At 33.4% G+C, this 12,009-nt stretch carries 15 protein-coding genes, 1 tRNA gene and 2 pseudogenes; 7 read left to right on the forward strand and 11 right to left on the reverse strand.

The annotated features are described in order from the left end of the window. Window positions 1-66: 66 nt before the first annotated feature. Window positions 67-567: a WD_0033/WD_0034 family tandem repeat-containing protein gene (locus tag OOL01_RS00880; RefSeq protein ID WP_264686900.1), complete on the forward strand. Its 501-nt coding sequence runs from the start codon at window positions 67-69 to the stop codon at window positions 565-567. Window positions 568-646: 79 nt separating this feature from the next. Here the strand turns inward: OOL01_RS00880 and OOL01_RS00885 are convergent. After that, window positions 647-1,028 (reverse strand): annotated as a pseudogene (locus OOL01_RS00885) (IS4-like element ISWosp8 family transposase); the annotation flags it as partial. 391 nt (window positions 1,029-1,419) lie between these two features. Between OOL01_RS00885 and OOL01_RS00890 the strand changes: the two are divergent. Continuing rightward, a pseudogene (locus OOL01_RS00890) lies at window positions 1,420-1,644 on the forward strand (ankyrin repeat domain-containing protein); the annotation flags it as partial. Between the two features lie 102 nt (window positions 1,645-1,746). On the opposite strand, the gene tyrS reads toward OOL01_RS00890, so the two are convergent. Both tyrS and rsfS read right to left on the reverse strand, forming a co-directional pair. Next, window positions 1,747-3,009, reverse strand: coding sequence for a tyrosine--tRNA ligase (gene tyrS, locus OOL01_RS00895; protein ID WP_264686901.1), 1,263 nt, complete (start codon window positions 3,007-3,009; stop codon window positions 1,747-1,749). A gap of 230 nt (window positions 3,010-3,239) precedes the next feature. Continuing rightward, window positions 3,240-3,557, reverse strand: a complete 318-nt coding sequence (rsfS, locus tag OOL01_RS00900) for a ribosome silencing factor (protein ID WP_264375992.1) — start codon at window positions 3,555-3,557, stop codon at window positions 3,240-3,242. Between the two features lie 128 nt (window positions 3,558-3,685). Here rsfS and OOL01_RS00905 point away from each other — a divergent pair, with 128 nt between their 5' ends. Genes OOL01_RS00905 through OOL01_RS00915 form a run of 3 tightly spaced genes read left to right on the forward strand, consistent with a single transcriptional unit; the run spans window position 3,686 to window position 5,544 of the window. Beyond that, the gene (locus OOL01_RS00905; RefSeq protein WP_264686902.1) at window positions 3,686-4,285 is read left to right on the forward strand and encodes an AAA family ATPase; all 600 of its coding nucleotides are present in this window, start codon (window positions 3,686-3,688) and stop codon (window positions 4,283-4,285) included. Next, window positions 4,278-4,766 (forward strand): RNA pyrophosphohydrolase, encoded by a 489-nt coding sequence (locus OOL01_RS00910; protein WP_264686903.1) that lies wholly within the window; start codon window positions 4,278-4,280, stop codon window positions 4,764-4,766. The genes OOL01_RS00905 and OOL01_RS00910 overlap by 8 nt, the downstream gene beginning before the upstream one ends. Beyond that, entirely contained in the window at window positions 4,756-5,544 is a 789-nt protein-coding gene (locus OOL01_RS00915; protein ID WP_264686904.1) for a TatD family hydrolase, read from the forward strand. The genes OOL01_RS00910 and OOL01_RS00915 overlap by 11 nt, the downstream gene beginning before the upstream one ends. Window positions 5,545-5,549: 5 nt before the next feature. On the opposite strand, the gene mdh is transcribed toward OOL01_RS00915, so the two are convergent. Genes mdh through OOL01_RS00950 form a run of 7 tightly spaced genes read right to left on the reverse strand, consistent with a single transcriptional unit; the run spans window position 5,550 to window position 9,334 of the window. Further along, window positions 5,550-6,494, reverse strand: coding sequence for a malate dehydrogenase (gene mdh, locus OOL01_RS00920; RefSeq protein ID WP_211907691.1), 945 nt, complete (start codon window positions 6,492-6,494; stop codon window positions 5,550-5,552). A 3-nt stretch (window positions 6,495-6,497) separates the two neighbouring features. Beyond that, a complete protein-coding gene (locus tag OOL01_RS00925; protein ID WP_017532371.1) occupies window positions 6,498-7,073 on the reverse strand; it encodes an NADH-quinone oxidoreductase subunit C in 576 nt (191 codons plus the stop codon). A 1-nt stretch (window position 7,074) separates the two neighbouring features. After that, window positions 7,075-7,578, reverse strand: coding sequence for a NuoB/complex I 20 kDa subunit family protein (locus OOL01_RS00930; protein WP_264686905.1), 504 nt, complete (start codon window positions 7,576-7,578; stop codon window positions 7,075-7,077). Beyond that, window positions 7,569-7,922 carry an NADH-quinone oxidoreductase subunit A gene (locus OOL01_RS00935; RefSeq protein WP_064085468.1) on the reverse strand — a complete coding sequence of 118 codons (354 nt, stop codon included), beginning with the start codon at window positions 7,920-7,922 and terminating at the stop codon, window positions 7,569-7,571. Before OOL01_RS00935 ends, OOL01_RS00930 begins: the two co-directional genes overlap by 10 nt. Window positions 7,923-7,939: 17 nt before the next feature. Next, a complete protein-coding gene (locus OOL01_RS00940; protein ID WP_006014413.1) occupies window positions 7,940-8,308 on the reverse strand; it encodes an HIT domain-containing protein in 369 nt (122 codons plus the stop codon). 6 nt (window positions 8,309-8,314) lie between these two features. Further along, window positions 8,315-8,596 (reverse strand): hypothetical protein, encoded by a 282-nt coding sequence (locus OOL01_RS00945; protein ID WP_010403548.1) that lies wholly within the window; start codon window positions 8,594-8,596, stop codon window positions 8,315-8,317. 3 nt (window positions 8,597-8,599) lie between these two features. Further along, window positions 8,600-9,334: a hypothetical protein gene (locus tag OOL01_RS00950; protein ID WP_264686906.1), complete on the reverse strand. Its 735-nt coding sequence runs from the start codon at window positions 9,332-9,334 to the stop codon at window positions 8,600-8,602. A 184-nt stretch (window positions 9,335-9,518) separates the two neighbouring features. Between OOL01_RS00950 and OOL01_RS00955 the strand changes: the two genes are divergently transcribed. Continuing rightward, window positions 9,519-10,895 (forward strand): UDP-N-acetylmuramoyl-tripeptide--D-alanyl-D-alanine ligase, encoded by a 1,377-nt coding sequence (locus tag OOL01_RS00955; RefSeq protein ID WP_264336529.1) that lies wholly within the window; start codon window positions 9,519-9,521, stop codon window positions 10,893-10,895. A gap of 48 nt (window positions 10,896-10,943) precedes the next feature. Beyond that, window positions 10,944-11,894 carry a complex I NDUFA9 subunit family protein gene (locus OOL01_RS00960; protein ID WP_179945645.1) on the forward strand — a complete coding sequence of 317 codons (951 nt, stop codon included), beginning with the start codon at window positions 10,944-10,946 and terminating at the stop codon, window positions 11,892-11,894. An 8-nt stretch (window positions 11,895-11,902) separates the two neighbouring features. Here the strand turns inward: OOL01_RS00960 and OOL01_RS00965 are convergent. Then, window positions 11,903-11,976 (reverse strand) — tRNA-Arg (locus tag OOL01_RS00965). Between the last annotated feature and the right edge of the window lie 33 nt (window positions 11,977-12,009).

A 12,009-nucleotide genomic window follows, 5' to 3' on the forward strand; every position in this document is an offset into this window, starting at 1 on the left:
CAAAACAATGGTATACTACAAGATATTCTTACTGCTCCAAATATTATAAATTATCAAGATGGTTTGATGTACAACTTAACATCGCTTAGCTTTGCCATACATTACAACAAGGAAAGATATGTTGATGTTATTTTAACAAAAGCCCAGGAAAATGGTATATTACAAGATATCCTTGCTTCTAGAAATATTGTACAGTATTTAAATATTATAGCGTATACTTTAACGCCACTTAACTTTGCTATATATAAAGGCAATAACAAGTGTATCAATTCTATTTTTATACGAGTTCAAAATAGTGATACACTACTAAATATCCTTACTTCTAAAGATATTGTGCAGCTTCCAGGCGTGACGTATGTCATTAAACCATTTGCCTTTGCTATACATAAAGGTAATATTGAATGTATTAATTCTATTATAGTACGAATTAATGACATACCACAATATATCTATGCCACTTTTCAACCAACTGCAGCGATTAATGAAAGGAATACTAGGATTAGTAGTGCATTAGATAATGTATCTATTTCTTCTAGGTATGTTAGAGAAAATAGCAAAGTTAATTAATTTCTTAAGTAACTCTTTCTTGCAAGTACTACTTTTTTATGTATCTGTTCAGGCAATGACGTTAACTTAAGAGAATAAATTAGCAAGCTCTCCTAAAGACATTATGGCGTTTAGGCTTATCTACTTTATTGCGGCTATACAATCTTCACGTTAACTTTAGTGCGTATTTTAAAAAGGGCTTGAAAGTTTTTTGGTGCTAATAAGCACCTGATAAAGTTTCTGTCTCATTACACCAAATAAAACTGAAAAATTTAAACGATACTCAGCAATTTGATCTGGGTTCCAAGGCTCTTGTGCATCACACATATGAAGTATTGCACATGACCAAGTTTGCACAAAATTCTTGTTTCTAAATTTATCCCAGAAAAATTCTCTAATTCTCCTTCTACTTTGAGTCGTTTATAGCACTCCTCTATGTGACACCTTAATAGATAAGCTTTACTGATATCTTCTTTATTGAAATAAAATAGAAACCAAAGGTCCTATTTTTCACAGTATTTTACTCCTTAACATCTTTCCTTAAGTTGACGCTATTGGGTTTTGTTGCATCGCTATCTACGATGAATAAAAGATAAAATGTAGAATATCAATAGCTTATTATTCTAGCATTTATAGTAAGGACAGTCAGTAAATATCTAAATTTAAGTAAAAGAAGTTTTACTATCATTCACTAATCTAGCTAGAATTCAAGCATTTCAATGCTTTAGCTATTTTAAGTAGAATTAAATTTACTAGTACAAACAATAAATTACTATTCTTAAATTTGATCAGATTGATTGCAAAAAATAAGATTTTCAATAAGCTGCTTGTATAGTTAGCCTTTCATAGATAGTGATGCAACAAAGCCCCGTTGGAGTAACTGCATTATTAGGTACTGCTATATCTATAGCACTTTTTACAGCCGGAGCAATTACAGCTGAGTTAATACCTATAGTTATAGCAGTAGTTGCAATTACAGCAACAGCACTAATAGTTGGCAATGCTATATATAAATTGTCAAAGCCTGATACTCAAGTTGATAAACCAATCTTAGCAAATCGACAGCAAGAAACTGCTAGCGATAGTAGGATTGCCTAGCGATTCTGCCACAGTGTCAGCTGCTTCAATGATATCCATTTGTTCCTATAATTATCTTTTCTTGGCTACCTTATTTTACCACTCTGCTGAACAGATACAAATTCACTTTCTTACTTCACTCACTAAAATTTTAATATGGCGTTTCTTTCCTGCAGATAATTTGATAAATGGCTGACCTTCAAAGTTTTCAGAGTTTATTGTATAGTTAACATCGTTTATAGTATTATCATTAACTTTACATCCATTTCCCTGTATTAAACGCTTTGCCGCACCTTTTGAAGGTTCAAAACCGGTGTCATGAAGCAAGTCTATCAGGAGTATGCCATTTGCAACTTGTTCTCTTGTGATAGTGTAACCAGAAAGCAATGAACTGTCTTCATTTTCAAAAGCAGAGATTGCAGCAGATCGTGCAAGTTTCGCTTCTTTGCAACCATGACATATTTTTGTCGCTTCTGTTGCCAAGACCTTTTTTGCTTCATTTATTTCTTGATCCTTCAAGGATTCTAGTTTTTTAATTTCATCAATTGATAAATCGGTGAAAAGCCTCAAAAAACGACCAACATCTTGATCATCAACATTGCGAAAATATTGCCAGTAGTCATAAGGCTTGAGCATGCTGCCATCGAGCCATATAGCTCCACTTTCAGTTTTGCCCATCTTTTTTCCTTGCGCGTTTAATAAAAGAGGTGTGGTAAGACCAAACAGCTCAGGTAAATTTAACTTTTTGCCAAGTTCAATTCCGTTTACTATATTTCCCCATTGGTCTGACCCTCCAATCTGGAGACGACAGCCATACTTTTTATTCAACTCGACAAAATCATAGGCTTGTAACAACATGTAATTAAACTCGAGAAAGCTTAGATTTTGCTCCCTATCTAGCCTAATTTTCACACTATCAAAGCCTAACATGCGATTTACAGAAAAATGTGTCCCTATATCACGCAAAAAATCTATATATTTTATGTTATCTAACCAATCTGCGTTGTTTACTATGATTGCACCAGTTTTTCCATAATCGAAAGATATCATCTTCTCGAGGGTTTTCTTTATACCAAGTATATTTTGATTGATATCTTCTATCGGCAAGACGCTTCTTGCTTTGTCTTTACCAGATGGGTCACCAATTTTTGTTGTGCCACCTCCAAGTAGAATTATTGGCTTATAACCGAATTTTTGTAGGTGACGGAGCATCATGATTTGAATGAGACTGCCAATATGCAAACTTGGTGCCGTACAATCAAACCCAATGTATGCAATTATATAATTATCTTGTGATAATAGCTGGTCTAACCTATCAATGTTTGTACATTGATATAGGTATCCTCTTTCTTGAATGAAGTTTAAAAACTCGGATTTATGTTTCATAATATGTTATTTTGTGTGTAAACGGTGTTGTTAACGATGGCGTCATTCCAGTGCTTGACGCTGGAATCCAGTTTATTATGAAATTTCATCAAAAATGTTGTATAGTGTGCTCGTTTATGATTAAGTTTTCTAGATTCCAGTGTCAAGCACTGGAATGACACCACCAACTTCATAAGGGTTGCCTTCAAAATTACAACATTTGAGCAAGTGTATACCAGCTACCTGGATAATCAATTCCATAACTCTTCTATCTTATAATATTCTCTTACTTCTGGCCTGAATAGGTGAACCATTATACCTTGAAAATTCACAATCACCCAGTTACCTTCATCCATACCTTCTACATCTATTTTATCATATTGCTTGAGATTTTTCATCACGTGCTCAGCTAATGCTTTTACATGGCGGCTCGAATCACCGGATGCAATGATCATATATTTTGCAATGACAGTTTTATTCTGCACATCAAAAGTAACTATATCTTGACCTTTGTTTTGATCTATTATATCTACAATCTTACTTTTTATTGATTCTGTATCACCATTCATTATTCTAAATTATATAATTTATCTGTAATGATACACTCAAAATTTCTGAATATGAACTATTTTTGATATGTTTCTAGTGTAACGTTTATAATACATATATTTGTAATATATGATAGTTTTCTGATGGTATGGTCATTTACTTAATCGGATTTCCGGGTAGTGGCAAACTTACGATTGCAAAAGAGCTGTGTAATATTATTGATGGGGTGATAGTAGACAATAACCTGTTTAATAATATTATATTTGATATGATTGATTTCAGAAACGCTGAGGTTACAAGTGAAATATGGGAAAAAATTTTTGTGATTAGAGAGAATATGTTAGCAATATTGGAAAAATACCATATAGAATCAAAGCATTATATATTTACAAACGAATTGATAAAAGGTGATTCCTATGATCAAAAAGTATATAACTCAGTGGTGAATTTAAGTAAAAAAATGAACGTGGAGATTCTCCCTGTGGTGTTATATTGTAATAGTGGAGAACTAGTAAAGCGCGTTCAATTAAAGGAAAGAGAGCAGGAGAGAAAAATTACTGATTCAGATTTTGCTATGAGAAGAATTAAAGGAAAGAAACTATTTGTGCCTCAAGGTTCACTTGAAATTGATAACTCAAACTTAAGCGCAAAAGAAGTTGCAAAAAAAATTGTTGAAAAAATGAATAGTAAAAAAGTAGTTGGAACTTCTATGATAGATAATTTAGCAACAGAGAGTATTTGTGATTAGTGAGGAGAAAGAGTATCGCCCTTGTGTTGGCATAATGTTATTTAACAAACAGGGAAATATTTTTATTGGAAAACGTTTTGATAGTGACTCTTATTGGCAGATGCCACAAGGAGGAGTTGATGAAGGTGAAGAGCTAGAGCAGGCAGCGCTACGTGAGCTATTGGAAGAAGTTGGTACTGATAAAGCAGAAATTGTGGCTAAAAATAAAGAGTGGATACACTATAACTTACCTGAGGAAGTTATACCAACATGCTGGAATGGGAGATATTCTGGCCAAAAGCAAAGGTGGTTCTTAATGAAATTTTGTGGGAAGGATAAGGATATTAATATTAACCATACTGATCATCCAGAGTTCAAAGAGTGGCGTTGGCAAAATGTGGATGATTTGGTAGCCAGTGCCATACCGTTCAAAAAAGAAGTTTATAAAAAAGTGATAGAAGAGTTTTCTTCTATCATAAAAGGATCTATTTATGATAGTTGATTCTCATTGTCATCTAATTTATTTTTCTTATGATGAAATACCAAAGGTAATTTCAAGAGCAGAGCAAAATGGTGTGAGAATTTTGCATAACATATGTATAAGCATTAATGATATCCCTAAATTATTAAAAATCTCTTCATCCTATGATCAAGTCTACTGCTCCGTTGGTATACATCCGCTTGATACTAATGTGGAAAAAGGTGAATGTATAAATGCTGATGAATTGATTGAATTTACTAAGGGCAAAAAGGTAATTAGTATCGGTGAAACCGGATTAGATTTTTATAAATCTGATAATAAAAGCAATCAAAAAAAAAGTTTTGCATCACATATAGAAGCGGCAAAAGTAACAGGATTACCTTTAGTTATTCACACTAGAAATGCTGATAGTGAGATGATTGATATTTTAAATTCAGAAATGAAGAAGGACGCTTTTAGTGGAGTAATGCATTGCTTTGCTTCTTCTAAAGAGCTTGCTTATAAGGCTATGGACTTGGGATTATACATTTCATTTTCTGGAATTATTACTTTTAAAAATGCGAACTTACTAAGAGAAATTGCACAAAATGTGCCACTTGAGCGTGTTTTAGTTGAAACTGATGCACCTTATCTATCTCCTGAGCCTTACAGAGGAAGAAAAAATGAACCGGCAATGGTGAAATATGTTGTGAATTGTTTAGCAGAATTATGGAATGAATCGCCGGAACAAGTAGCAAAAATAACTACAAATAATTTTTTTAGACTGTTTTCGAAGCTTGAGCTCAAAGAAATTCTATAGGGCAATTAATTTAGCTGACAGAGCTCTTTTACTGCACTTACAGATTTATAAAACATCTCTTGTTCACTATCGTTCATTTTAACTTCTAGAACTTTCTCAACTCCATTTTTGCCAATAATAGTAGGAACACCAATGAATAAGTCTTTCACACCATATTCACCATTAAGATAAGCAGCGCATGGTAATATACGCCTTTTATCTTTTAAGTATGATTCTAGCATACTTATGGCTGAAGATGCAGGAGCATAGTATGCAGATCCAGATTTAAGTAGATCAACTATTTCTTTTCCACCATTACGAGTGCGCTCAACTATTTCATCAACTTTTCCTCGCGTAATCAAACCCATCTCAATGATTTGGGTAAGTGGAATGCCAGCAATTGAAGCATAATTGATTAGTGGTACCATAGTGTCACCATGTCCTCCAAGCACAAAAGCAGATACATCTTCGACAGAAATATTTAACTCACTTGCAAGAAAATAACGAAAACGAGCAGAGTCAAGCACTCCTGCCATACCAACAATCATATTAGTTGGCAGACTTGAAGATTTGTATACTACTGAAACCATAGCATCTAAAGGATTGGTAACCACTATTACAAATGCGTTTGGAGAATGTTTTTTAATATTTTCCCCAACCTCTTTCATTACTGCAGCATTAGTTTGCAGAAGGTCATCTCTGCTCATTCCAGGTTTTCTGGCAATGCCAGCAGTTATTATAATTGCGTCAGAGTTTTTTATATCTTCATACCTATTTGTACCAGTAATATTGACATTAGATCGATCAATAGGAGATGATTCTGTAATGTCAAGCGCTTTACCTTGTGGTATTCCATCGCTTACATCAAGCAAAATAACATCTCCTAGCTCTCTTAGTGCAATCATATGGGCAAGAGTCCCACCGATATTTCCTGCACCAATCAAAGATATTTTTTTTCTTTGTGCTGTCATTTTCTACTCCTTTATATTTACTTTTGTGGCTTTACTACCTTCCCAAGGGGATAAGCTGTCAAACATACGAAAATCTTGTGGTAAGTCTATAGGATTATATACAACCTTTTTTGCCTCTATATCGTATCTTACTTCCTCGTAGCCAGTGAGAGGAAAATCTTTTAACATTGGATGACCTTTGAATCCATAATCCGTTAAAATCCTACGTAAATCTGGGTGATCAGAAAACTCTATTCCATACATATCAAATACTTCACGCTCAAACCACGAAGCTGCGTTAAATATCTTTGCTACACTTAGAGGTATATCACCTTCACATAACTGAAGCTTTATGTGCACTCTGATATTGTGTACAACGCTGAGCAAATTGTATATTAGCTCGAAACGTTTTTCTCTATCTGGGTAATCAACTCCAAAAACGTCAACTAATAATTCAAGCCTACACTTTTCATCATCACGTAGAAAGAGTAAGTGATTTTCAATGTCATTCAAAGCTGAATATATTACAATAGTGCCATCATTTTTCTGAATACATTCACATTTAGTCTTTTTTTGTATGTATTTTGCAGTTTTATCCATGCTATATATTTTTAGTTCGTTTTATTTTATTTTGTAGACATAGCATTCCATATAGCAACGCCTCAGCAGTTGGAGGGCATCCAGGAACATACACATCAACTGGCACAATTCTATCGCAACCACGGACTACTGAGTAAGAATAATGATAATAGCCACCGCCATTTGCACAACTTCCCATAGAGACGACGTATTTGGGATCTGCCATTTGATCATAAACTTTACGCAATGCTGCTGCCATTTTATTAGTTAACGTGCCAGCAACAATCATAACATCTGCTTGCCTTGGGCTTGCACGAAAGATTATGCCATATCTATCAAGATCATAACGACTGGATGCAGTGTGCATCATCTCTACTGCGCAACATGCAAGACCAAATGTCATTGGCCACAATGAACCAGACCTTGCCCAGTTCATTATATAATCTATTAAACCGCCAAATTTAGTGATAAGAAAACCTTCTTTTTTGTAACGATTCCAGTCGCCATTAGATAAATTTATTCCCATTCCAACGCACCTTTACACCACTCATAAATAAAGCCTATAGTAAGTATTGCAAGGAATATCATCATAGACCAAAATCCGCAATAGCTTATTTTAGATAAAGAAACGGCCCAAGGGAAAAGAAAAGCAATTTCTAAATCGAATATTATGAACAATATTGCAACTAAGTAAAATTTTATGTCGAAACTTTTTCTGGCTCTTGATAAAGGATTAAAGCCACACTCATATGTAGAAAGCTTTTCACCATCTGGGTTACTGACTGCAAGAAACATAGGTAATACACCTAAAGTAAAGGATACTACAATTGATACACAGATAAAAATTAATATGGTTAAATATTCACTCATTTAAAAAACATATAACACTATGAATTTACATGCTTTCCTAATCTTTTACCACCTAAAATATGTATGTGAAAGTGCGGTATAACTTGCTCTCCATCTTTACCGTGATTAGTAACTAATCTATATCCTGTTTTTTCTAAGTTATATTTATGTGCTATTTCTCTAACAGTTTTAAAAAAACTTACTATTTCCTCTTCGGAAGCTTTCAGAACAAAATCATCGTATGAAACGTATTGAGCTTTTGGTATAACTAGAATATGAACTGGTGCATCAGGATACTTATCACGAAAAGCTAGCACATTTTCATTTTTATGTATTTCCTCATAAGACAACTCACCTCTTAATATCTTAGCAAAAATATTAGTGTCATCATAAGCTGTACTACCCATACTTTATTAAATTCCTGGTCCTCTTCTATTTTGCTTATGATTTGGTGTAGAAGGTGGGCTTATTGCTGCTTCGCTAGAAGCATCTTCAAGACTTGAAACATCTTTTAGTTGTATATCTTGTCCACGCAAAACTGACCCATAGTCCATTTGGTGTCTTTTTGAAAACGTTTCTATTCTTTTTGCCCTTCTTGCAGCAATAACTTCTGGTTGTAAATGATACATATCTCCAGGAACAGTTAGGCTATGATACCTTTCCTCTATTTTAACTTCTTTCATAACACTCTCCATAATTTATTTCCCCCTACCTCTTATGCTTTCGCAACTTTCAAAATCTTGTTTAATAGCTTTTTGCCAATTATTTAAAATTTTCTCTGATGACTTTTCTTTACCTATAGACCTTATAACTTCTTGTGACTGTTGCTTTTTACTATCGTATCCACTATACAACTTTTCTGCAATATCATACAGCAACTTTCGGTCTGTGTGAACTTTAAACTCTCCACCAGTAATTTTTGCCAAATTTTTGAGATCATAATCAATTTTATTATAAATTTCTTCAAGAGCGTACTTTTTCATTACTTTTTCATCTATACCTGGATTTTTATCTTTTATTTCTTGGATAATCTTCTCAACATCAACTTCAATTACAATTTTGTTTTCTTCTCTAAAAATAGTTATATTTGGCAGATCTTTCCTTATTTTATCTAATTTCTCTGGACTCAAGTAAGGTATATCCTCCGTTAAAGTTCTTGACGCTAAAAAACTTACCTTACCTTTTTCTTGTTTTGTTATTTGTATGCCAAGGTACTTACTAGCTTCTGTGGTTTTTATAGGTGGGTCATATTTCTCTTCTTCTTTAGGTACATCACTCACAGCCTTTTTTAATGAAACTTTAGCATCATGCTTCATTTCATCAATTGAAGCAAACGGTTTCTTTATAGGATAAATAAGTGCTTTAGGCACAAGAAAAAACACGCCTTTTATCTTAGCCAAAATAGACTTTTTATTTGACTCATCTTTTGCCATACATACCTCCAAGTCACTTTCTACAATCAGATAGTAAAATACACCCAATTATAGACGAAAATATTTAAGCTTGTATATCTATTATAAGATGAAATTATAGAGATAGCAATCATTATTTGTACATTACCAAAGTATGTAGTATTTTTGCTGCTTTTCTTGTTCAAATTACCTTTAAAGATAAATTATGTTAAAATGGAACGCAAATAATATTATCGATGCTACTGGCGGAAGAGGGGAGGGTGTTTGTAATTCGGTATATAGCTCAAATATTTCAACGGATACAAGAAGCATAAAAAAAGGCGATTTATTTATTGCTCTCAAGGGAAAGAAATTTGATGGGCATGATTTTCTACATGAAGCATTTTTAAAAGGAGCTGTTGCTGCGGTAGTAAGCGAAGATAAATATAGAAATTTTCCTCTAATTATTGTGCAAGATACTCTAAAAGCTTTGCATAATATGGCATCATATTACATTAGAAATGTTCTTGTTAATGCTAAAGTTATTACAATTACAGGTAGTGTCGGGAAAACGACTACAAAGGACATGCTGCACACTGTTCTATCGCAATATGGAGCGTCTTATGCAAACAAAGATAACTTGAATAATAATATAGGATTACCTTTTACTATTCTAAAAGTCCCAAAAAACTGCCAGTACTTAATCCTTGAAATGGGAATGAATAGAGCTGGTGAGATAAAAGAGCTATCGAAGATTAGCAATCCGGATATTGCAGTTATTACCAACATCGAACCTGCGCATGTTGAAAATTTTTCATCTCTACTTGATATTGCGCAAGCGAAGTTAGAAGTCCTATGTGGTATGAAAAATAATGGTACTTTGATTTTGAACAAGGATAATAAACATTATGATTATCTTTTATCAAATGCTGACAGAAATGTAGTGAGCTTTGGTAAGAATGAAAGTGCTACTGTTCGTTTGTTAGACCTAATAAGAAACGATAGCGGTATAAATTTAAAAATTAAACCGCACAACGGTCAAATTATAAACTGTAATTTACGTTTGCGGGGTGAGCATTTTACATACTCTGCATTAGTTGTGACAGCAGTTGTGCAAAGTCTAGGACTTGATTTATCGAAATTACCACTAGCACTTGAGAATTTTACTGTAACAGAAGGTAGAGGTAATGTTCATCAAGCTAAATACAATGGAAAATTAGTACATTTGATTAACGACTCCTATAATGCTAACCCTACTTCAATGAAGGCTGCAATAAGAACTTTAGGTACATATTCTAATTTAAGAAAAGTGGCACTACTCGGCGATATGTTAGAACTTGGTAATGAAAGCATAGTATTTCATACAGAATTGCTTGACTCTATAGTAGAACAAAATGTGAATAAAGTTCATACAGTTGGTAAATTTATGTTAGAATTGAATAAACTTTTACCGGAGAATATAAAAGGCATGCATTTCGATGATTCTAACCAATTGAAAAGTAATTTAGCTAATATTGTTCAAGGTAATGATGTAATTTTAGTTAAAGGTTCTCATGGAATGAGAATGGACCTTATAGTGCAGGAATTCACAATAGAATATTAAATAAAACTATTGTATTAATTTAAAGTTAAGTTATTGGAAGTTTTAACTGTGATAAAACGTATAGTTATTTTTGGTGGAACGGGATTTATAGGAAAACACATCGTAAGACGCTTGGCAGCGGCGGGGTATTTAATAAGAATATTTACTCGTGATCAGGAAAAAGCTGCTTGTCTAAAGTTATGTGGCAACTTAGGGCAAATATCAATACTTGAAGGAGATTTTTTTAATGAAAAATCAATTTTAGAAAGTATGGAGGGGTGTGATGTTGTTATAAACTTAGTAGGAATATTATATGAAAAAAGAAAATACGATTTCTATACAGTTCATGTTGGAATAGCTGAAAGAATAGCAAAAGCTGCGCAAATAAAAAATGTATCCATGATGATACATTTTTCTGCCATGGGAATAGAAAATGATAAGTTATCAAAATATGCCCAAAGTAAATTGAAAGGTGAGAAAGCTGTAGCTTCGGCGTTTCAAGGAGCAATGATAATTAAGCCCAGTCTTGTATTTGGTAAAGAAGATAATTTCTTTAATAAATTTGCAAGATTAGCAACAATTCTTCCTTTTTTGCCGTTGATCGGTAGTGGAATAACGAAGTTTCAGCCGATATGTGTAACAAACTTAGCTGAAGTGGTATACCGTATTATCAGCTTTAATAAGCAAGATAAAAAAATTTATAATATAGGTGGATCAAAAGTTTACTCTTTTAAAAGCTTATTAAAGTTTATTCTGAATGTGACTAACAGAAAGTGTCTACTGATCAATGTACCTTTTCCAATGGCAAGATTGATAGCCTTTTTCTTAGAAAGTAAAGTTGTTTCTGTGCTGTTAAAACCTATAACTGGAGATGCAAGCCCTATACTTACTCGAGATCAGGTGAAAGTTATGATGAGTAGTTCAATCGAAAAGTCAGATGATCTCGAAACAATGAAAATTAGACCACTAGCAATTGAAAATGTGGTACCAGAATACTTGAAAATTTATAGAAAGCATTGATAGAAGAATGTGCCCGGTAGGATTCGAACCTACGACCCACAGCTTAGAAGGCTGTTGCTCTATCCAACTGAGCTACGGGCACACATCATATATAAAATGCTTCTTAGTACACGTG

Origin of the sequence: Wolbachia endosymbiont (group B) of Rhopobota naevana (genome assembly GCF_947250615.1) — a bacterium.
Classification (GTDB): Bacteria; Pseudomonadota; Alphaproteobacteria; order Rickettsiales; family Anaplasmataceae; genus Wolbachia.

What these genes read in the sequence shown, in the direction of transcription:
- OOL01_RS00880 (WP_264686900.1), top strand. Translation starts at nt 67, where the DNA reads ATGTACAACTTAACATCGCTTAGCTTTGCCATACATTACAACAAGGAA.
- tyrS (WP_264686901.1), bottom strand. Translation starts at nt 3,009, where the DNA reads ATGAAACATAAATCCGAGTTTTTAAACTTCATTCAAGAAAGAGGATAC.
- rsfS (WP_264375992.1), bottom strand. Translation starts at nt 3,557, where the DNA reads ATGAATGGTGATACAGAATCAATAAAAAGTAAGATTGTAGATATAATA.
- OOL01_RS00905 (WP_264686902.1), top strand. Translation starts at nt 3,686, where the DNA reads ATGGTCATTTACTTAATCGGATTTCCGGGTAGTGGCAAACTTACGATT.
- OOL01_RS00915 (WP_264686904.1), top strand. Translation starts at nt 4,756, where the DNA reads ATGATAGTTGATTCTCATTGTCATCTAATTTATTTTTCTTATGATGAA.
- mdh (WP_211907691.1), bottom strand. Translation starts at nt 6,494, where the DNA reads ATGACAGCACAAAGAAAAAAAATATCTTTGATTGGTGCAGGAAATATC.
- OOL01_RS00925 (WP_017532371.1), bottom strand. Translation starts at nt 7,073, where the DNA reads ATGGATAAAACTGCAAAATACATACAAAAAAAGACTAAATGTGAATGT.
- OOL01_RS00930 (WP_264686905.1), bottom strand. Translation starts at nt 7,578, where the DNA reads ATGGGAATAAATTTATCTAATGGCGACTGGAATCGTTACAAAAAAGAA.
- OOL01_RS00935 (WP_064085468.1), bottom strand. Translation starts at nt 7,922, where the DNA reads ATGAGTGAATATTTAACCATATTAATTTTTATCTGTGTATCAATTGTA.
- OOL01_RS00940 (WP_006014413.1), bottom strand. Translation starts at nt 8,308, where the DNA reads ATGGGTAGTACAGCTTATGATGACACTAATATTTTTGCTAAGATATTA.
- OOL01_RS00945 (WP_010403548.1), bottom strand. Translation starts at nt 8,596, where the DNA reads ATGGAGAGTGTTATGAAAGAAGTTAAAATAGAGGAAAGGTATCATAGC.
- OOL01_RS00950 (WP_264686906.1), bottom strand. Translation starts at nt 9,334, where the DNA reads ATGGCAAAAGATGAGTCAAATAAAAAGTCTATTTTGGCTAAGATAAAA.
- OOL01_RS00955 (WP_264336529.1), top strand. Translation starts at nt 9,519, where the DNA reads ATGTTAAAATGGAACGCAAATAATATTATCGATGCTACTGGCGGAAGA.